This is a genomic window from Dyella marensis (assembly GCF_049532885.1).
GTDB lineage: Bacteria > Pseudomonadota > Gammaproteobacteria > Xanthomonadales > Rhodanobacteraceae > Dyella_D > Dyella_D marensis.
In genome coordinates, this window is record NZ_CP064029.1 from 4104463 (window position 1) to 4123820 (window position 19358).

At 69.3% G+C, this 19358-nt stretch carries 14 protein-coding genes; 11 read left to right on the forward strand and 3 right to left on the reverse strand.

The features are described from left to right. Positions 1-113 precede the first annotated feature (113 nt). From ISN75_RS17935 to phnD, 7 genes are all read left to right on the forward strand, one after another. Positions 114-1160: a diguanylate cyclase gene (locus ISN75_RS17935; protein ID WP_423385089.1), complete on the forward strand. Its 1047-nt coding sequence runs from the start codon at positions 114-116 to the stop codon at positions 1158-1160. Between the two features lie 201 nt (positions 1161-1361). Further along, positions 1362-3125 (forward strand): glutamine--tRNA ligase/YqeY domain fusion protein, encoded by a 1764-nt coding sequence (locus ISN75_RS17940; protein WP_167258350.1) that lies wholly within the window; start codon positions 1362-1364, stop codon positions 3123-3125. A 2-nt stretch (positions 3126-3127) separates the two neighbouring features. Beyond that, on the forward strand, positions 3128-3685 hold the full coding sequence (locus ISN75_RS17945; protein ID WP_167258389.1) for a nucleoside deaminase: 558 nt from the start codon (positions 3128-3130) through the stop codon (positions 3683-3685). An 8-nt stretch (positions 3686-3693) separates the two neighbouring features. Further along, positions 3694-4446, forward strand: coding sequence for a VTT domain-containing protein (locus ISN75_RS17950; RefSeq protein ID WP_343820540.1), 753 nt, complete (start codon positions 3694-3696; stop codon positions 4444-4446). Between the two features lie 67 nt (positions 4447-4513). Then, a complete protein-coding gene (locus tag ISN75_RS17955) occupies positions 4514-6454 on the forward strand; it encodes an ATP-binding protein (RefSeq protein WP_167258346.1) in 1941 nt (646 codons plus the stop codon). A gap of 104 nt (positions 6455-6558) precedes the next feature. Next, the gene (locus ISN75_RS17960; RefSeq protein ID WP_167258344.1) at positions 6559-7221 is read left to right on the forward strand and encodes a LuxR C-terminal-related transcriptional regulator; all 663 of its coding nucleotides are present in this window, start codon (positions 6559-6561) and stop codon (positions 7219-7221) included. 187 nt (positions 7222-7408) lie between these two features. Next, the gene (gene phnD, locus ISN75_RS17965; protein WP_343820537.1) at positions 7409-8404 is read left to right on the forward strand and encodes a phosphate/phosphite/phosphonate ABC transporter substrate-binding protein; all 996 of its coding nucleotides are present in this window, start codon (positions 7409-7411) and stop codon (positions 8402-8404) included. Between the two features lie 107 nt (positions 8405-8511). Here the strand turns inward: phnD and ISN75_RS17970 are convergent, their stop codons facing one another. Then, complete coding sequence (locus ISN75_RS17970; protein WP_343820536.1) at positions 8512-9036, reverse strand: DUF3617 domain-containing protein; 525 nt, start codon at positions 9034-9036, stop codon at positions 8512-8514. A gap of 329 nt (positions 9037-9365) precedes the next feature. Here ISN75_RS17970 and ISN75_RS17975 point away from each other — a divergent pair, with 329 nt between their 5' ends. Beyond that, entirely contained in the window at positions 9366-10757 is a 1392-nt protein-coding gene (locus ISN75_RS17975; protein ID WP_343820534.1) for a HAMP domain-containing sensor histidine kinase, read from the forward strand. Between the two features lie 7 nt (positions 10758-10764). Here ISN75_RS17975 and def read toward each other — a convergent pair whose 3' ends face one another. Next, positions 10765-11304 carry a peptide deformylase gene (def, locus tag ISN75_RS17980; protein ID WP_168647834.1) on the reverse strand — a complete coding sequence of 180 codons (540 nt, stop codon included), beginning with the start codon at positions 11302-11304 and terminating at the stop codon, positions 10765-10767. A 255-nt stretch (positions 11305-11559) separates the two neighbouring features. Here def and ISN75_RS17985 point away from each other — a divergent pair, with 255 nt between their 5' ends. The 3 genes from ISN75_RS17985 to ISN75_RS17995 all read left to right on the forward strand — a co-directional run bounded on the left by ISN75_RS17985 (position 11560) and on the right by ISN75_RS17995 (position 17488). Then, a complete protein-coding gene (locus ISN75_RS17985) occupies positions 11560-15072 on the forward strand; it encodes a two-component regulator propeller domain-containing protein (protein WP_343820532.1) in 3513 nt (1170 codons plus the stop codon). 135 nt (positions 15073-15207) lie between these two features. Next, positions 15208-17283 carry a carbon starvation CstA family protein gene (locus tag ISN75_RS17990; protein WP_168647832.1) on the forward strand — a complete coding sequence of 692 codons (2076 nt, stop codon included), beginning with the start codon at positions 15208-15210 and terminating at the stop codon, positions 17281-17283. A 10-nt stretch (positions 17284-17293) separates the two neighbouring features. Next, entirely contained in the window at positions 17294-17488 is a 195-nt protein-coding gene (locus ISN75_RS17995; protein WP_167258330.1) for a YbdD/YjiX family protein, read from the forward strand. A gap of 78 nt (positions 17489-17566) precedes the next feature. On the opposite strand, the gene ISN75_RS18000 is transcribed toward ISN75_RS17995, so the two are convergent. Continuing rightward, the gene (locus ISN75_RS18000; protein WP_168647831.1) at positions 17567-19060 is read right to left on the reverse strand and encodes a filamentous hemagglutinin N-terminal domain-containing protein; all 1494 of its coding nucleotides are present in this window, start codon (positions 19058-19060) and stop codon (positions 17567-17569) included. Positions 19061-19358 lie beyond the last annotated feature (298 nt).

The following is a 19358-nucleotide window of genomic DNA, read 5'->3' on the forward strand; positions in this document are numbered from 1 at the left end:
GTGCGGCCTAGTGGCAACCCCGCGGACGCTGCTTTAAGGTCGCCCTCGTATCACGACTCTTTTGGGGAAGAGGCGGCATGTCGAAGGCGGCAGTGGAAGGACACCTCAGGTTCGTGACGCGGGTCTACCGCCTCCGCCTGCTCGGGCTCGCCCTGGGCGCGCTGCCCGTCGCCAGCGTGCTGTATCAGCTGCACGCTGCGTGGTGGCTGTGGGGCCTGCTCGGCGTGAACGCGCTGGTCTGGCCGCATCTGGCGCATTTGCGCGCCTCGCGCTCGGCGCGGCCGATCGAGACCGAGCACGGCAACCTGGTGATCGATGCCGCGATGGGCGGCGCCTGGGTCGCGCTGATGCAGTTCAACCTGCTGCCGAGCGCCCTGCTGGTGGCGATGATGGCGATGGACCGGATCAGCGCCGGCGGCTTGCGCCTGGTGCTGAAGTCGCTGGCCCTGCAGGCGGCGGTGTGCCTGGCGGTGTGGTGGCTGAACGGGTTCCGCCTGCAGCCGGCGTCGACCATGCTCAATGTCGCCGCCAGCATCCCCATGCTGATGATCTACCCGGTGTGGATGAGCATGGTGAATTTCACCCTGGCGCAAAGAGTGCGCCAGCAGAACCGCCAGCTCGACCAGCTCAGCCGCACCGATGCCCTCACCGGCCTCAACAATCGCAATCACTGGCTGGAGGCCGCCGGCGTGGAGTGGCTGCGCTACCAGCGCAACCAGCGGCCGGCCGCGCTGATCCTGCTGGACGTGGACGGCTTCAAGCAGATCAACGACCGCTACGGCCATGCCGCCGGCGACCAGCTGCTGGGCGACCTGGCCCGCCTGCTGCAGCGCGGCCTGCGCGACGTGGACACCCCCGGCCGCCTGGGCGGCGACGAGTTCGGCATCGTGCTGCCGGAGACCGACCTGGAGCGCGCCAGCGCGGTGGCCGAGCGGATCCGCCTGCTGGCCGAGAACAGCCGCCCCGAGCGCGGCGACCAGCACATCCCGTGGACGATCAGCCTGGGCGTGGCCTCGGTGGGCGAGGACGCCCGCGACGTCGGCGCCTGGATGCGCCAGGCCGACCTGGCCCTGTACCGGGCCAAGGCCCAGGGCCGCAACCGCGTCTGCGTGGCACCGGCCCGCGGCAGTGGCGGCCACGTGGCGCACGCCACGGTCTGAGGGCTCGCGCCTGGCAGCGCGAGGGAATAGGAAATAGAGAATCGAGAATAGGAAATCGGGCGCGAGGGGATGCAAACCTCGCGCTTCGCTCACAGCGCTTCACCTCGCCGTGGCCTGTTCTTCCTGTTCCCTATTCTCCATTCCCCATTCCCTCCAGGGTAAACTTGGCCGTTTCAGCCAATCACCCGCGAGTCCCGCCCGATGTCGACCGAAACCGCCGCCGCCGAAACCACGTCCGCCAGCGCCGCCCCGGCCGAGGGCCAGCGTGACTTCGTGCGCCAGATCATTCGCGACGACCTGGCCACGGGCAAGCACCACGCCATCCGCACGCGCTTTCCGCCCGAGCCCAACGGCTACCTGCACATCGGCCACGCCAAGGCGATCTGCCTGAATTTCGGCATCGCCCGCGAATTCGCCGGCTGGTGCAACCTGCGCCTGGACGACACCAACCCCGGCAAGGAAGACCCCGAGTTCGTCGAAGGCATCAAGGACGACGTGCGCTGGCTCGGCTACGAGTGGCACGACCTGCGCCACGCCTCCGACTACTTCGAGGTGTTCTACCTCGCCGCGGTCAAGCTGATCGAGGACGGCCACGCCTACGTCGACGACCTCAACGCCGAGGAGATGCGCGAGTACCGCGGCACGCTCACCGCGCCGGGCCGCAACTCGCCGCACCGCGAGCGCAGCGTGGCCGAGAACCTCGACCTGTTCCGCCGCATGCGCGAGGGCGAGTTCGCCGACGGCGCCAAGACGCTGCGCGCGAAGATCGACATGGCCTCGGGCAACATCAACATGCGCGACCCGGCGATCTACCGCATCCGCCGCATCCCGCACCAGAACACCGGCGAGGCCTGGCCGATCTACCCGATGTACGACTACGCGCATTGCCTTTCCGATGCGCTGGAAGGCATCACCCACTCGCTGTGCACGCTGGAATTCGAAGACCACCGCCCGCTGTACGACTGGTTCGTCGACAAGGTCGACCTGGTCAACCATCCGGAGCTGTGGACCCGCCTGCGCGAAGGCGGCTTCCAGACCGAGCCGGCCAAGCCGCGCCAGATCGAGTTCTCGCGCCTCAACCTCAGCTACTGCATCACCAGCAAGCGCAAGCTCGCCCAGCTGGTGAACGAAGGCCTGGTCGACGGCTGGGACGACCCGCGCATGAACACCTTGCGCGGCCTGCGCCGCCGCGGCTTCACGCCGGGCGGCATCCGCCTGCTGATCGAGCGCCTGGGCGTGAGCAAGCAGAACAGCGTGATCGACTACGCCATCTTCGAGAACTGCGTGCGCGAAGACCTCGACGGCAGCGCGCCGCGCCGCATGGCCGTGCTCGACCCGCTCAAGCTGACCATCACCAACCTGCCGGAAGGCCACGAGGAAAAACTCTCCTTCTCCAACCACCCCAAGGACGAGAGCTTCGGCACGCGCGAAGTGCCGTTCGCGCGCGAGCTGTGGATCGAGCGCGAGGACTTCGCCGAAGTGCCGCCGAAGGGCTTCCACCGACTCAAGCCCGAGGGCGAAGTGCGCCTGCGCGGCGTCGGCATCGTCAAGTGCGAGGAACTGCTCAAGGACGCCGCCGGCAACGTCATCGAACTGCGCTGCACGCTCGACCTCGAGTCGCGCCAGGGCATGCCCGGCGCGGACCGCAAGGTGAAGGGCACCATCCACTGGGTGAGCGCGCGCCATGCCGTGGCTGCCGAAGTGCGCGTGTACGACCGCCTGTTCAACGTGGCCGCGCCGGACGACGACAGCGACGGCAAGAGCTGGATCGAGCACATCAATCCGGAAGCCAAGCGCATCGTGCAGGCCTGGCTGGAACCGTCCGCCGCCGCCGCCGCGCCGGAACAGCGTTTCCAGTTCGAGCGCCTGGGCTACTTCGTGGCCGACCGTGTCGACCACCGCGCGCAGCAGCCGGTGTTCAACCGCACCGTCACCCTGCGCGACACCTGGGCCAAGCAGGCATGAGCATGCTGCCGCTGCAGATCCACCTGACCCTGCCGCCGTGGCTGGGCGACCTGGTCGACACCGGCAAGCGCTACCTCACCGACGAAGAACGCGTGGACCTGGCCATCCAGCTGTCCAGCCACAACATCGAGCACGGCCTCGGCGGCCCGTTCGGCGCCGCGGTGTTCGACGGCCAGGGCCGCGTCATCTCGGTCGGCGTCAACCGCGTGGTGCCGCAGTCCTGCTCGGTGGCGCACGCCGAGATGATGGCCTACATGGCCGCGCAGCAGCGCATGGCCAGCTTCCGCCTCAACGGCGACGGCGGCCGCTACATCCTGGCCACCAGCGCGCAGCCGTGCTGCCAGTGCTACGGCGCCACCGTGTGGGCCGGCGTGGACGAGCTGCTGATCGGCGCGCGCGCCGAAGACGTCATGGAGCTGACCGCGTTCGACGAAGGCCCGCTGCCGGCCGACTGGGTGGGCGAGCTGGAACGCCGCGGCATCGCCGTGCGCCGCGACATCCTGCGCGACGAGGCGCGCGCCGTATTGGCCGCCTACGGCGCGCGCGGCCAGAGCTACTGAGCCACCGGATGAGCCGCCTGCGCGCCGCGCTGCCGCTGCTCCTGCTGGTGCTGGCCGGCGTCGTGCTGTTCTTTTCAGGCGCCTTCGACCAGCTGCATCCGGAACGCCTGGTGGCGCACCAGGAGCAGCTGCGCGCCCAGGTCGCCGACAGCCCCTGGCTGAGCCGCATCGTCTTCATCGGCGTGCTGACGCTGGCGATGTCCACCGGCGTACCCGGCACGGTGCTGATCATCATGGCCGGCGGCTTCGTGTTCGGCACGCTGGAAGGCACCGCGTATGCGTCGGTCGGGCTCACCCTGGGCACCTTGATCCTGTTCCTGGCCAGCCGCTACGCCTTCGGCAACGGCAGCCGCCATCCGCCGGCGCTGATCGAGCGCATCCACCATGGCTTCGAGCGCCATCCGGTGGCCTACACCATGTTCTTGCGCTTCGTGCCGGTGGCGCCGTTCGGGCTGATCACCGTGTGCCTGGCCTGGCTGCGCTGTCCGCTGTGGCTGTTCCTCGGCGCGAGCTGGCTGGGCGGCACGGTGTCGCTGATCTTCGAAACCTCCATCGGCGCGGGCCTGGGCGAAGCGCTTGCGCGCACGCATGGCCGCTTCGATACCTCGGTGCTGCTGCAGCCGAAGATCCTGCTTTCGCTGGGCTGCATCGCCTTGCTCGCGCTGCTGCCGCTGCTGCTCGAACGGATGCTCCGCGGGCGGCTGCACCGCCGCGGCACAGCTTCGCGACAGGCATCCGGGCTACCTCCTCAAGCCGACTAGCTCCCTTACCCCCGTTTCGCGCTAGGCTCAGCGCGCCGGCGCCGCGCGCCGCATGGGGAATGGCCAAATGGTCGTCGCGGGGGCGAACTGGACGGTACGCTTGTGGCGGCGCACGTCGCTGATGCAGCGCCTGGCCTTCATCGCCCTGGTCCCCACCCTGGTCACCGCCGCCTTGCTGGTGGTGATGCTCACGCGCTACCAGCTCAACACGCTGCGCGGCATGGCGCAGAGCACCGCCGACGCCATCGCCACGCAGGCCGCCTCGGTATCCGCCGATGCGATCCGCAACATGCAGCGGCGCGATCTCAAGCGCATCGCCGAATCGGTCGGCAACCTGCCGCACGTGGTGCACGTGCAGATCCGCGCCGCCGACGGCGAGATCCTGGCCGACAGCCATGGCGACGCCGCGCCGCGCTCGCGCGACGTGCTGACCGTGGTGCGCGACGTCAAGGACGGCGACCAGCCGCTGCAGCCCGCGCTCGGCTCGGTGCTGATCGACCTGAGCCTGGGCGAGGCGATCGCCGCGCAGCGCGCCAGCCTGCGCAATGCGCTGATCGCGCTGGCGCTGGCGCTGTTCATCGCCGGCGTGATCGGCTGGCAGGCCGCGCGCTGGATCAGCGCCCCGCTGCGCCGCCTGGCCGGCGCGGTGCACAAGCTGGGGCGCGGCGACCGCCGCGTGGAAGTGGAAGTCACCGACGAAAACGAGATCGGCGAACTGCAGCGCGGCTTCAACAGCGCCGCCGCCGCGCTGTTCGACGTGCAGCGCGGCATGGAGCAGGAAATCGAACACGCCACGGTGGAACTGGCGCGCAAGAACGCCGCGCTGGAAGCCGCCAGCGTGGCCAAGGCGCGCTTCCTCGCCGCCGCCTCGCACGACCTGCGCCAGCCGCTGTACGCGCTGACCTTGTTCTCGTCTTCGCTGTCGGTGGACGAACGCGACCCGGTGCGCCTGGACCGCATCGCGCACATCCAGGAATGCGTGGAAGCGCTGGACCATCTCTTCAGCGAGCTGCTGGACCTGTCGCGCCTGGAAACCGGCGCGATGCAGATCGAGATCAGCGAGTTCCCGCTCGACCACGTGTTCGAGGAAGTCAGCCGCAACTTCCGCATGATCGCCGAGCAGCACGGCCTGCGCCTGGTGATGCGCACCACGCACCTGTGGGTGCGCAGCGACCGCACCATGCTGGCGCGCATCCTCAACAACCTGGTGAGCAATGCGCTGCGCTATACGCACGAAGGCGGCGTGCTGGTGGTGGCGCGCCGCCGCCAGGACGGCACCGTGCGCGTCGACGTGTGGGACACCGGCAGCGGCATCGAGCCGGAACACCAGGCGCGCGTGTTCGACGAGTTCTACCGCGTCGACCACCACGGCAGCGGCGAACACGATTCGGGCCCGCGCCGCGGGCTGGGGCTGGGCCTGGCCACCGTGCAGCGCCTGGCCGAACTGCTCGACACGCGCGTGCTGCTGAAATCCACGCCGGCGCGCGGCAGCGTCTTCAGCTTCCACCTGCCGGAAGTGCCGCCGCAGCACCCCACCCGCATGGAGGTGGACGAGGCGGCGCTGGACGTTTCCGGCATGCGCGTGCTGGTGATCGACGACGAGCCGGCGATCCTTTCCGGCATCCGCTATCTGCTGCGCAGCTGGGGTTGCGACGTGGCGGTGGCCGAGGACCGCGTGCAGGCGCTAGAGGCAATGGAAACCTGGGTGACGCCGCCGGACCTGGTGATGTCCGACCTGCGCCTGCGCGACAACGAAAGCGGCCTGGACGTGCTGGCCGAACTGGATCGCCGCTATGCCGAGCTGGGCTTCGAACCGTTCCCGCGCCTGCTGATCACCGGCGAGACGCGCAGCGACCGCCTGCGCGCCATCATGGCCGCGCGGATTCCGGTGCTGTACAAGCCGGTCTCGCCGGAGCAGCTGCGCGAGGCGATGGTGACCTTGCGCGTGACCGGCCGGGGCATGCCGATCTCCACCGGGGGGTTCACGCCCCTATCACCTAGCGTCTAGGCCATATGGCGAATCAGAACGCGGTTGCGACGGGTAAGCACTGGCACTATGTTGCTGGCGCGCGCCGCGAGGGACGGGAGGATGCCGGCGCCATGGGGAGCGACATGCGGATATTGATCGCGGACGACCATCGGCTGATCGTCGAAGGAGTCAAGCTCAAGCTCGCCGAGCTAGGGCCGGAGACGGATTTCGCGGTAGCGCAGGATGTGGACGAATTGCGCGACCTGATCCGCAGCGAAGACGCGCGTACCTTGCGCCTGGCCCTGATCGACCTGGCCATGCCCGGCGCGCACGGCACGGCGCATCTGCTGGAGACCATTCGCGCCTTGCCGGGGCTGCCGGTGATCGTGCTGTCCGGCTCGGAAGACCCTGCGCTGATGAAGGAACTGCTTTCCGCCGGCGCGCGCGGCTTCATCCCGAAGGCGTATTCGCCCGAGGTGATGCTGTCGGCCGTGCGCCTGGTGCTGTCCGGCGGCACCTACGTGCCGCCGATGATGCTGGACGAACGGCACGTCGCCGTACCGCCGCCGCCCGGCGCGTCCAACGGTATCGACTCGCTGGAGGAGCGGCTGCGCAAGCTGCTCACCGAGCGCCAGATCGACGTGCTGCGCCTGCTCTCGCAGGGCAAGCCGAACAAGCTGATCGCGCGCGACCTGGGCATCAGCGAGGGCACGGTGAAGATCCACCTGGCGGCGATCTTCCGCGCGCTCAACGTGCGCAACCGCGTCGAGGCGGTGGTGGCCTCGCGGCGCATCAGCGGGCTTTGAATCTTCCGTGCGGCCGGCGTGCGGCGCTCCGCTTCCGGCGCGCCGCCCATGGCGTATGCTTCGGCCCCATCCGGGGTGGAGGAGCCGCCCCGACACGGCGACCCGTTTCGCCGACCGCCGGGGGAGAAAAGCGTTGCGCGAGGGACGGTCCGCAGGCTTACGGCATGGCCGGTCGCTACCGGCCAAGGTGCGCTTTTTTGCGCGCGCACTGGCGCTGCTCGCCGGCCTGCTGAGCGGCTTCGCCGCCGCCGCGCCGGCGCCGGAGGAACGCCCGCTCATCTTCGGCATCCTGCCCATCGGCGGGCCGTCCGAGTCGCTGGAAGCCTGGCGGCCGATGCTGGACGACATGGAGCGCAGCCTGCACCGCCACGTGCGGCCGCTGTCGGTCAGCACCTACGAAGGCCTGGCGCAAGCCTTGGCCGAGGACCGCATCGACCTGGCCTTCGTCTCCGGCAAGCTGGCCCTGGACGCGGTGGCGCGCGACCGCATGCGCGTGTTCGCCCAGCTCACCCGCGGCGACGGTTCGCGCGGCTATTACTCGGTGCTGCTGGTGGAGAAGAACTCGCCGATCCGCGGCGTGGACGACATCTTCCGCCAGCCCGGGCACTGGCGTTACGCGCGCGGCGAGGCGCTGTCGGTGTCCGGCTACGTGGTGCCGGAGACCCAGCTGTTCGCCGGCCGCGGGCTGGATTCGGACACCTTCTTCGCCAGCGTCGCGGTGGACAACCACCAGAACAACGCGCTGGCCGTGGCCAACCGCGAGGCGGACCTCGCCACCAACAACACCGCCGACCTGGAGCGCTTCGCCCAGCGCTTCCCCGAGCAGTACGCGCGGCTGCGCATCCTGTGGAAGTCCAGCCTGATCCCGCACGCGGTGGTGATCATGCGCACCGACCTGCCGCCGGAGCTGCGCCAGCGCATCGCCGCGTTCTTCACCGGCTATGCCAAGGGCAAGAACGGCGCGGCGGAGCTGGCCAGGCTGAAGCTGATCCACGACATCAGCGGCTTCGCCCCCGCCGGCAACGACACCCTGGTGCCGTTCGCGGACATCGCCTACACGCTGGAGCGCCGGCGCGCGCTGGGTGCGCAGTGGGTGAACAGCGCGGCGCTGGATGCGCGGCTGAAGAAGCTGGATGACGACCACCGGGCGCTGGTGAAGCGATTGGCGATTTCGTCGCCGTAGGTTGGGGTGAGCCGCAGGCGAACCCCAACCTACGCAGGTGATGGCGATGATGTCCGGTGAGGCGAACCCCAAGCTCCTGTTGGGGTTCGCCTGCGGCTCACCCCAACCTACTTGGCCGCCGCCATGTCGTTGATATTCACCTTCTGCCCGTTCGGCAGAATCATGTCGCCCGGCTTCTGGCCCGCGGCGCAGGCGCCGACCCACTTGCCGCTGCTGCTGACGTCGGCCTCGCTGTGGCCCATCACGGCCGGGTCGTACTTCACGTGGCCGGTGGTGCTGTAGGAGCTGTCGCCCTGGAAGCGGGTTTCGCTGTGGCTGGTCATGGTGACATTGCCCTGCGGGCCGGGCAGGCTGCACACGCCGTCGGCGACCACGGCGCCGTCCTTCACGGCAAGCGAGAACTTGCTGCACATCGAGCCGCTCATCTGGGCGCCCATCTGGTACATCGCCTTGTCGGTGGCTTCGTCCAGGCACACCTTCATGGTCTGCGACTGGCCGCCGGCCGTGCCCATCTGCATCTCCCACAGGCCGGCCTTGCGCTTGGGCAGGTTGGCCGGGAGTTCGATGGCGGCCGCGGAAGCGGCCAGACACAGCAGGGACAGCGCGAACAGCGGACGGAAACGGGTCGACATGGCGATCTCCAGAGCCTCGAGGACGGGCCCGGCGGGCCCCTGGCCGGGCACGGTAGCCGCAAAACATGGCCGCGTCATGCACGGCTTCGTCACATCTTCGGTCCATACGCCGAGAAGCTAGTTCGAACAGCGTATCGAATGGCCGTACGGGCTCGCCTAGAGTGGCCGCATGCCATGGACCGGCACCAAGGCGCCCGCCGCGCCCCGCCATCAACCGCTGCCGCGACCGTTCATGTCCACGACTCCAGCCGTGCCCCTGCCGCAGTGCCCTGCTCCAGCCCTGCTTGGCGGCCAGCCCGGCCGGCGCCCCGCCGGCGGAGGCTGAGCCGATGGCCAGCGAATCCCTTCTGCGCCGGCTGCTCCTGGATGCGGTACTGCCCGCCACCCTCGCCTCCCTGGTGCTGGTCGCCGTGCTCACCTCGCAGGTAGCCGGCATGCAAGGCGAACGGGCGGATGCCCGCGCCGCCCTGCGCGTGGAACAGCTGGCCGGCGCGCTGGCGGTGGATCAGGCGCTGGCCGCGCCGCAGGGCATCCTGGACGAGGCCCGCCGCGACGGCCTGCTGCGCCAGGTGGCCCTGAGCTATCCGGACGGCCCGGTATGGAACAGCGGCAGCGCCCTGCCCGAACAGGACGCCGGCAACTACCGCCGCGAGCTGGCCGGCACCGCCGGCAACCGCCCCTTGCTGACCGCGCAGGCCGAGCTCGGCCCCGTGCGCCGCGCGCAGGCCGTCACCTGGCTGCTCGGCGCGCTGTGCGCCTGCGGCATCCTGCTGCTGGCCTGGCTGGCGCGCTGGTCGCTGCGCCGCCACGTGCTGCGGCCGCTGGCCGAACTGCGCCGCGCGCTGGAGGAAGACCGCCTGCCGCCGCTGGCGGTGACGGCCTCCACCCGCGAATTCGGCGAACTGGAACGCGCGCTGGAACTGTCCCTGGCGGACGGCTGGCCGCGCGCCTGGCGCTCGGCGCGCCAGGACGTGATGCGCCAGCGCCATGCCGCCGCGCGCGGCAAGTCGCGCTTCATTGCCTTGGTCAACCATCACCTGCGCCAGCCGCTGCAGGCGCTGCAGCTGTTCGCCGCCAACTTCAACCCCGGCCCCGACCAGGACCAGCAGGCCCTGCTCACGCACATGCGCACCAGCGTGGCCTCGATGACGCGCCTGCTGGAAGGACTGCTGGAAATCTCGCGCCTGGATGCCGGCGTGGTGGTGGTGCGCCCGGCCGAATTCAGCGCGGCGGAACTGTTCCTGCACGACCGCACCTGGCTGGCCGAGGAAGCCGCCCGCCGCGGCGTCACCCTGACCTGGCACGGCAGCCACCACCGTCTCCACGGCGACGCGGAACTGGCCGCCGGCCTGCTGCTGCAGCTGGCCAGCAACGCCATCGCCAATGCGCCGATGGGCCGCGTACTGATCGCCGCGCGCCGGCGCAACCACGCCGTGCGCATCGAGGTGCGCGACAACGGCCCCGGCATTGCCGAGAACCACCAGCAGCAGATCTTCGAGGAATTCGTGCAGCTGCCCGATACGGAGAACCCGCGCCGCGACGGCTACGGGCTGGGCCTGACCATCGGCGACCGCCTGGCGCGCCTGCTCGGCACGCATATCGGCCTGCGCTCCGCGCCGGGGCGCGGCAGCACGTTCTGGTTCGACTTGCCGGAAGCGCCGCTGGCGGAACGGCGCGCCCCACGCGGGCGGCCGTGGAGCGCGTGGCAGCGCGCGGGCTGAACGCGCTTCAGTCGTCCGCGCCCGGGTCCATGCCCGGGAACAGCACTTCGGTAAAGCCGAACTTGCCGAAATCGGTGATGCGCGAGGGATACAGCCGGCCGATCAGGTGATCGCATTCGTGCTGCACCACGCGCGCATGGAAGCCCTGCGCGTCGCGGTCGATCTTCTCGCCCTTCGGGTCGATGCCCTGGTAGCGGATCATGGTGTAGCGGTTGACCGCGCCGCGCAGGCCGGGCACCGACAGGCAGCCTTCCCAGCCTTCTTCCATGTCCTGCGACAGCGGCAGGATCACCGGATTGAGCAGGATGGTGCGCGGCACCGCGGGTGCGTCCGGATAACGCTCGGAACGGTCGAAGCCGAAGATCACCAGCTGCAGGTCCACGCCGATCTGCGGCGCGGCCAGGCCGACGCCGCCGGCATCGTGCATGGTGTCGAACATGTCCTGGATGAGTGCATCCAGCTCGGCGCTGCCGATCATCGCGTCCGGCACCGGTGGCGCCACGCGCAGCAGGCGCGGGTCGCCCATCTTCAGAATCTCGCGGATCATGCTGGCCTCGATGCGTCGACGATGCTTTTTGACTGAGGGCCGCGCGCTCGCTTTGCAAGGCGCGGCGGAGCCGCCAGCTTAGTGCGGCGTGCAAGCGGTGTGAACGCGAAAACGGCACGCCCGCAGCCGATGCGGCATCATCGGCCGGGCAAGCTGGCGCAGGACGCGCCGGGGCGCATCCGGGGCCATGCCATCGAATGCCCATTCACCACCCGCTCCGGCGCAGCGCCGCCAGGCCGGCGAGGAGACCGACCGTTGTTTTCCGCTTTGATCCTGCAGACGCTGCTGGCCGCCGCCGCAACCGGCGCACCGCCACCGGCCTGGGTCGCACCGAGCTTCCGCAACTACGGCATGGCCGAAGGCCTGCCCAGCAGCAATATCGACGCGCTGGCCCAGGACGGCCGCGGCTATGTGTGGGTAGCCACCGAATCGGGGCTGGCGCGCTACGACGGCAACCGCTTCCGCGTCTGGCGGCACGACCCGCGCGATCCGCGCTCGCTGTCCGCCGCGCCGCTGGCCACCTTGATGGTGGACACGCAGGGACAGCTGTGGGGCGGCAGCCGCGATGGCCTGGTGCGCTACGACGCGGCGCACGAGAACTTCGAGCACTGGCGGCACGATCCGGCCGACCCCGCCTCGGCCGGCAGCGACGACGTCACCGCGCTGGCGCAGCCGCCGCAGGGGCCGCTGTGGGTCGGCCATTTCGACGTCGGCCTGGACCGCATGCGCGCCGACGGGCGCGGCTTCGATCATTTCCGCCACGACCCTGACGATCCCGCCACTCTTGCTTCGGACACCGTGTACTCGCTGCTGGCCGACGCAGACGGCACCTTGTGGATCGGCACTGGCAAGGGCCTGGACCGGCGCGCGCCGGACGGCCGCCTCAGCCACGTCGCGTTCGAACGCCCCGACGATGCGTCGCGCGACAAGCCGCTGAAGATCTACCAGCTCGCCCGCATCGACGGCACGCTGTACATCGCCGGCAACCGCGGCCTGTACGCGCTGGCGCCGGCTGCGTCCAGCGCGGTGCCGGTGGCGCCGGACGTGCTGCCGCAGACGCTGGTCTACGCGCTGGCCGCCGACGCGCAGCACCGGCTGTGGATCGGCACCCACGACGGCATCTACCTGCGCGAAGCCGACGGCAGCTACCGCCATCTCGAACCGCGCCCGCTGCAGCGCCACGGCCTGCCGAATGGCTTCATCACCCAGCTGCTGCGCGACCACGAAGGCGGCCTGTGGATCGGCAGCTACGACGGGCTGGCCTATCTGTCGCCGCGCTGGGCCGACTTCCAGTACGTCACGCACGTGCCGGAAAACCCGGACAGCATCGTGCCCGGCGCCTACTACGCCATCGCCGGCAACGGCGGCGACCATCTGTGGCTGGCCGGCGCCAAGGGCGCGATCGACCGCCTGGACCTGGCCACCGGCAAGGTGCGCCATCTGGCCTTCCATATCCCGCAGGGACGCAGCGCCAACTGCATCGCCGAAGACGCGCGCGGCCGGCTGTGGATCGCCTCGGCCAGCGGCAGCTTCGTGGTCGACGGCGACAAGGCCACCGAACTCGACGCACCGATGGCCGAGCGCATCGTGTTCGGCGCCGACGGCACGGCGTATCTGCAGATGGACGACGGCGTCCAGGCCTACGACCCGGACACGTTCAAGGCGCGGCCGCTCAGCTTCGGCCAGCACGCCAAGGACCTCACGCTCAGCGACATGCGCCTGTACGACGGCGTGCTGTGGTTCGCCACCAGCGCCGGCGTGCTCCGCTGGGCGCCGGGCGATACGCAGGCCAGTGCGATCGAAGGCGTGCCGGCGACGCCGTTCAATTTCCTCGCGCTGCGCGACGGCAAGCTGTGGCTGGTGGACGAGCAGAACCTCAGCGCCTACCGGCTGGATGGCCTGCGCGCCGCGCCGGCCGGCAGTTACCCGATCTATCGCCAGCATCCGCTCAACGACCTGCTCGGCATCCACGCCGATGGCCTGGGCCGGCTGTGGTTCTTCTCGCGCAGCGGCCTGTGGCGCTACGACCCCGCCAGCGGCAACGTGCGCGAGCCGGGGTTGGAGCAAGGCCTGCCGGATGCCCAGTTCACCAACGTCAACCAGGTGCTGCTGGCCGACGGACGCGTGGCCGCGGCGACCAGCGACGGCATCGCGATCTTCGTGCCGGAGTCCATCGGCGAGCACTCGCGCGAACCGCGCGTGCGGCTGGAGGACGGCACCGTGCGCCGCGGCGGCAAGACGATGCGCCTGGCCGCGGATGCGCAGCCGTGGCAGCTGGACTGGAGCGACCGCGATCTCACCGTCAACGCGCGCGCGCTCACCTACCTTGCACCGGAACGCACGCGCTACCGCTTCCGCCTGGACGGCCTGGACAGCGACTGGGTGGAGACCGGCGCGCGCGGCGACCGCAGCTTCACCCAGCTGCCCGGCGGCGACTACGTGCTGCACGTGCAGGCGGCTGGCCCCGACGGCGCCTGGGGCGAAACGCCGGCGCTGGCGATCCATGCCGACAGTCCACCGTGGTTGCGCTGGTGGGCCTGGCTGGCCTATGCGCTGCTGCTGGCCCTGCTGTTCGCCGCCCTGCTCGCCGCCATGCGCCGGCGCCAGGCGCAGCGCCACCGGCTGGAGCTGATCACCCAGGAACACCAGCTGGCCCAGGCCGCCAGCCGCGCCAAGACGCAGTTCCTGGCCGAGCTGGGCCACGAGATCCGCACGCCGATGACCGGCGTGCTGGGCATGGCGGAACTGCTGCTGAGCCGCCCGCTCGGCACGACGGAGCGGCACTATGCGCAGACCATCCGCAACTCCGGCGAGGTGCTGCTCACCCTGGTCAACGACGCGCTGGATCTGGCGCGCATCGAAGCCGGGCGGCTGCAGCTCCATCCCGCACCGTTCGATCCCTACGCCTTGCTGCTCGACGTGGCGGACCTGCAGCGCGGCAAGGCAGTGAGCAAGGGGCTCGCCTTGCGCGTGCACGTGGGCGCGGACGTGCCGCCGCATGTATCCGGCGATGCGGTGCGCGTGCGGCAGATCCTGCTCAACCTCAGCGGCAATGCCTTGAAGTTCACCGAGCGCGGCGAAGTGCGGCTGAGCTTGAACACCGACGGCGACGGCCTCGTCTTCGTGGTCAGCGACACCGGCCCCGGCATCGCCGCCGCCGACCAGGCCAAGCTGTTCCAGCACTACCAGCAGCTGGACAGCCCGCAGCGCGGTTCCGGCAGCGGCCTGGGCCTGGCGATCTGCCGCGAGCTGGCCGGCCTGATGGGCGGGCGCATCGAACTGGATTCCGCGCCCGGCAAGGGCAGCAGCTTCCGCGTGCACCTGCCGCTGCCGGCCGCGGCCTCGCCGGTGGAAAGCGCGGTACGCGGCGGCGAAGGCCCGCGCTGGCAGCTGCTGTTGCTGGAGGACGACCCGACCGTGGCCGCGGTGATCGCCGGCCTGCTGGAAGCGCAGGGCCACGCGGTGGAACACGTGCCAAACGCCTTGCACGCGATGGAAGCGCTGGAGCGCCAGCGCTTCGACGCCGCCCTGGTCGACCTGGACCTGCCCGGCCTCGACGGCTTCCAGTGGGCCGGCCTGGTGCGCTCGCGCGAACAGGACGGCCGCCTGCCGATGATCGCCATCACCGCGCGCTCCGGCGGCGACGAGGAAAGCCGCGCCTATGCCGCCGGCATGGACGGTTTCCTGCGCAAGCCGCTGCACGGCGAGCAGCTGGCCCAGGCACTGGCGGCGGTGCTGGCCGGGACGCCGGCCGAATCGGCAGGCTGAACTTTGCGGCAGCGCCGCATGGAGCGGCGCGCGCAACCATTCGACCAATGGCTAATGCCGGCGGCCGCGCGCCGGCATTGACCCCTGTCGGCGCGGAGCGGACCCTTGCGGATGAGCATCCGTGGGAGTCCGTTCATGCATACCGCCGTCAGCAAACCCAGCCCAGCGGGCAAGATCCTCTGGGCCGCCATCGCCATCGTCGGCGCGTGGTGTCTAGGCGTCGTGGCCCTGCGCCGCGGCGAACCGATCAATGCGATCTGGCTGGTCGCCGCGTCGATCGCCGTGTTCGTGATCGGCTACCGCTTCTACAGCAAGTTCATCAACGCCTACGTGCTGCGCATGGACCCCAGCCGCGCCACCCCGGCCGTGCTGCGCAACGACGGGCTCGACTACGTGCCCACCGACAAGTGGGTGGTGTTCGGCCACCATTTCGCCGCGATCGCCGGCGCCGGCCCGCTGGTCGGCCCCGTGCTGGCGGCGCAGATGGGTTATCTGCCCGGCACCTTGTGGATCCTGTTCGGCGTGGTGTTCGCCGGCGCGGTACAGGACTTCATGATTCTCGGTTTATCGGTACGCCGCGACGGCCGCTCGCTCGGCAACATGCTGCGCGACGAACTGGGGCCGGTGGCCGGCATCGTCGCCATGTTCGGCGTGCTGGTGCTGATGATGATCGTGCTGGCGGTGCTGGCGCTGGTGGTGGTCAAGGCGCTGACGCACAGCCCCTGGGGCACCTGGACGGTGGCCTGCACCATTCCGATCGCGCTGCTGATGGGCGTGTATCTGCGCTATATCCGGCCGGGCCGGATTCTCGAAGTGTCGATCATCGGCCTGATCCTGCTGTTGCTGGCGATCTGGTCCGGCGCTTTCATCGCCGCTTCGCCGGCCTGGGCCGCCGCGTTCGACTTCGACGCCAAGGCGCTGGCCTGGCTGCTGATTGCCTACGGCTTCTGCGCCTCGGTGCTGCCGGTGTGGCTGCTGCTGGCGCCGCGCGATTACCTCAGCACCTTCCTCAAGATCGGCACCATCGCGCTGCTTGCGCTGGCGATCTTCCTGGCCGCGCCGACCTTGCAGATGCCTGCGCTGACCAAGTTCGTCGACGGCAGCGGCCCGGTGTTCCAGGGCAACCTGTTCCCGTTCCTGTTCATCACCATCGCCTGCGGCGCCGTCTCGGGCTGGCACTCGATCATTGCCTCCGGCACTACGCCCAAGCTGCTCAGCAATGAAGGCGAGGCGCGCATGGTCGGCTACGGCGGCATGCTGATGGAGGCCTTCGTCGCCATCATGGCCTTGATCGCCGCCGCCTCGCTGCATCCGGGCGTGTACTTCGCGATGAACTCGCCCGGCGCGCTGATCGGCACCACCGCGCAGCAGGCCGCCACCACCATCAGCCAGTGGGGCTTCGTGGTCTCGCCGGATGAACTCTTGAACACGGCCAAGAACATCGGCGAGAGCAGCATCCTCAGCCGCGCCGGCGGTGCGCCGACGCTGGCGGTAGGCATGGCCCAGCTGCTGCACGGGATCATCCCGGGCGAAGGCATGATGGCGTTCTGGTACCACTACGCGATTCTGTTCGAAGCGCTGTTCATCCTCACCACGGTGGACGCCGGCACGCGCGTGGGCCGCTTCATGATCCAGGAGATCGCCGGCCTCGTGCACGAGCCGCTGAAGCACACCGAATCGTGGCTGGGCAACCTCATCGCCACCGCGATCTGCGTCGGCCTGTGGGGTTATTTCCTGTACCAGGGCGCGGTCGATCCGCTGGGCGGCATCAACACCTTGTGGCCGCTGTTCGGCATCGCCAACCAGATGCTCGCGGCGGTGGCGCTGATGCTGGCCACGGTGGTGACGGTGAAGCTCAAGCGCGAACGCTATGTGTGGGTGCCGGGCATTCCGGCGATCTGGCTGGTGGTGTGCACGCTGACGGCCGGCTACTACAAGCTGTCCGGCTCGATCAGCTTCACCGCCGCCGCGCAGAAATACGCCCAGGCCGCCGCCGACGGCAAGCTTCTGGCACCGGCCAAGACCACTGAAGAAATGCAGCGCATCGTCACCAACAACTACGTGGACGCCGCGCTTACCGGCATCTTCATGCTGCTGGTGGTAAGCATGGCCGGCTTCGCCATCAACGCCATCATGAAAGCCTGGCGCATCAACCATCCCACCGCGCACGAGGAACCGTACGTGGCGCTGGACGGCGTTCCCACCCGCTGAGGGCCATGCCATGAAAGCCAGCTTCCAGGCATTCCGGAAATGGGCGGTGCAGACCGCCCGCCTGTGCTGCGGTGTTCCGGATTACGACGTGTATGTGCGGCATCTGCGCGAACATCATCCCGAGCGTGCGGTGCCTACGTATGCGGAGTTTTTCCGCGAGCGGCAAGTCGCGCGATACAAAGGAACGGGCGGGCGCTGCTGCTGAATGGCCTTCCGTGAAAAACAGAACGGCCGGGGTTGCGCCCCGGCCGTCTTTTTTTCAAACCGCTGACGGGATGTCAGCTCACCACATCCAGCTGCCCCACTTCGCCTTGAAGTCCGAGCCCGTGTGATCCTCGCTGCCCGACTTCAGCTGATGGCCGTATTCGTCCAGAAGGAAGTCGCCCTTGGCGGTATGGATGGTTCCGTTCACTGTTTTGTCGTCGAAGCCCGTGACGTAGGCCCGGCCGCCGGCGGAGATCGAGCCGGTGTTGGCGAACTTGCTCGACTGGCTGGACCAGAAGCCCGGGCCGCGCGCGTAGATATTGCCCTTGACCGTGGTCATCGCGCCGGCGTTGTCCATATTCGATGCCGACAGATACAGATCCCGCTGCGCCTGCACGCTGCCGCCATCGGCGATCTTCATCGCACCGGACGCGCTGGCCGACACCGAGCCGGAGGTGGCCTGCACCTTGCCCGCCATGTCGATGCCGCTGTCGGCCGCATAGCCGTAGCGATCGCCGGCACGCAGATAGACGTCGTTCTTCGCGGTCAGCGTGGCGGACTTGGCCACCTTCAGCGCGCCGGAGCTGTTCACCGTGAGCGAACCGGCGTCGACCTTGCCCGCCACGTTCACGCCGGCATCGTCGGCGATCGGATAACCCCAGCCGTTCAAACCGGCGCTGAGGTCCGCATAGCGCTGCGTCTTCAGCGTCGCCGATTCGGCAATATCCACCGAACCGGCATTGGCCAGGCTCAGCGAACCAGTCGCCGCTTCGATCTTGCCGGCGATGTTCACGCCCACGCCCTGCTCGGTGCCGACCATCTGGATCGCATCGGCATACATGCTGCCCAGCTCGGCCACGTCCAGCGCCACCGTCGGCGCCGTACCGGCGGCGTCAGCCGCGGAAATGCGCCCGCTGGCATAGCCGATCTTGTTCGCGCCGGTGACCACGCTCAGCTGCCTGGCCTGCAGCTTGGCATTGAGTTCCACGCTGCGTGCAAGCAAGTCGGCGCGCTGGGCGCCGGTCGCATCGACCCCCTTGCCCGTCACGCTGATCACGCCCTGATTCACCTCCAGCGCATTCAGCCGGCCATAGCGATCCAGCTGCGGCGTGCCGGTGGTCAGCGTGACGCGCGAGGCGTTGATGAAGCTGGCGCCGTCGGCGCTGATGCCGTTCGGATTGGCCACCACCAGGGTGGCGCGCTGCCCGGCGATTTCCATGGCGCCGTTCAGCGCGGTGGCGGTCTTCCCGGTAACCTCGGTGATGATCACCTGGGCCGCGCGGCCGGTGAAGTTCGCATTGCCGTCGATCTGGCCGGCGAGCTGCGACTTCACCGCCTTGACGCTGTTATTGAGCACCACGCCCGACGCATCGACACCGAACGCTTCGAAGCGGTTGTGCGATACACCCGCCGCGTTGGGCGCAACGATATTCACCACCGGCGTATTGCCCGGCAGCACGCTCGCCCCGCCCGCCACCGGCGTGATCGCCGCAAACGCGCTGGCCGGAAGGATCAGCGCGGCCGCCACATACAGCTCGCGGCGGCGCAGGACATGGTTATTGGATTTCGACATGCGAATTGCCTCATTTTGAATACCCCCTGGGGCCGCGAGCTATCCATGGACCGCGGAAACCTGGCGGCCGCCTTGAAGGCAGCCATAGCAAGGACATATGGAGCGCGGAATTACCCGGACCGCGCAGGCTGCGCGGGGGTGTTGCCTGCTTGGGACAGAGGCGAAAAAGGAACGCAATGGCGAGCAGCATCCATCTGCATGGACGCAATGCTATGACTGCTGGGCGTAGCCACGTTGTGCGATCCCTGAAGCGCTTTTGGGGAAGCACGGGATATTGCTGGCGTGCGGTCCAATGAGC

Bases quoted from the DNA above. Each gene is read 5' to 3' on its own strand.
- ISN75_RS17940 (WP_167258350.1), top strand. From the start codon at position 1,362: ATGTCGACCGAAACCGCCGCCGCCGAAACCACGTCCGCCAGCGCCGCC.
- ISN75_RS17945 (WP_167258389.1), top strand. From the start codon at position 3,128: ATGCTGCCGCTGCAGATCCACCTGACCCTGCCGCCGTGGCTGGGCGAC.
- ISN75_RS17950 (WP_343820540.1), top strand. From the start codon at position 3,694: ATGAGCCGCCTGCGCGCCGCGCTGCCGCTGCTCCTGCTGGTGCTGGCC.
- ISN75_RS17955 (WP_167258346.1), top strand. From the start codon at position 4,514: ATGGTCGTCGCGGGGGCGAACTGGACGGTACGCTTGTGGCGGCGCACG.
- ISN75_RS17960 (WP_167258344.1), top strand. From the start codon at position 6,559: ATGCGGATATTGATCGCGGACGACCATCGGCTGATCGTCGAAGGAGTC.
- ISN75_RS17970 (WP_343820536.1), bottom strand. From the start codon at position 9,036: ATGTCGACCCGTTTCCGTCCGCTGTTCGCGCTGTCCCTGCTGTGTCTG.
- ISN75_RS17975 (WP_343820534.1), top strand. From the start codon at position 9,366: ATGGCCAGCGAATCCCTTCTGCGCCGGCTGCTCCTGGATGCGGTACTG.
- def (WP_168647834.1), bottom strand. From the start codon at position 11,304: ATGATCCGCGAGATTCTGAAGATGGGCGACCCGCGCCTGCTGCGCGTG.
- ISN75_RS17990 (WP_168647832.1), top strand. From the start codon at position 15,208: ATGCATACCGCCGTCAGCAAACCCAGCCCAGCGGGCAAGATCCTCTGG.
- ISN75_RS17995 (WP_167258330.1), top strand. From the start codon at position 17,294: ATGAAAGCCAGCTTCCAGGCATTCCGGAAATGGGCGGTGCAGACCGCC.
- ISN75_RS18000 (WP_168647831.1), bottom strand. From the start codon at position 19,060: ATGTCGAAATCCAATAACCATGTCCTGCGCCGCCGCGAGCTGTATGTG.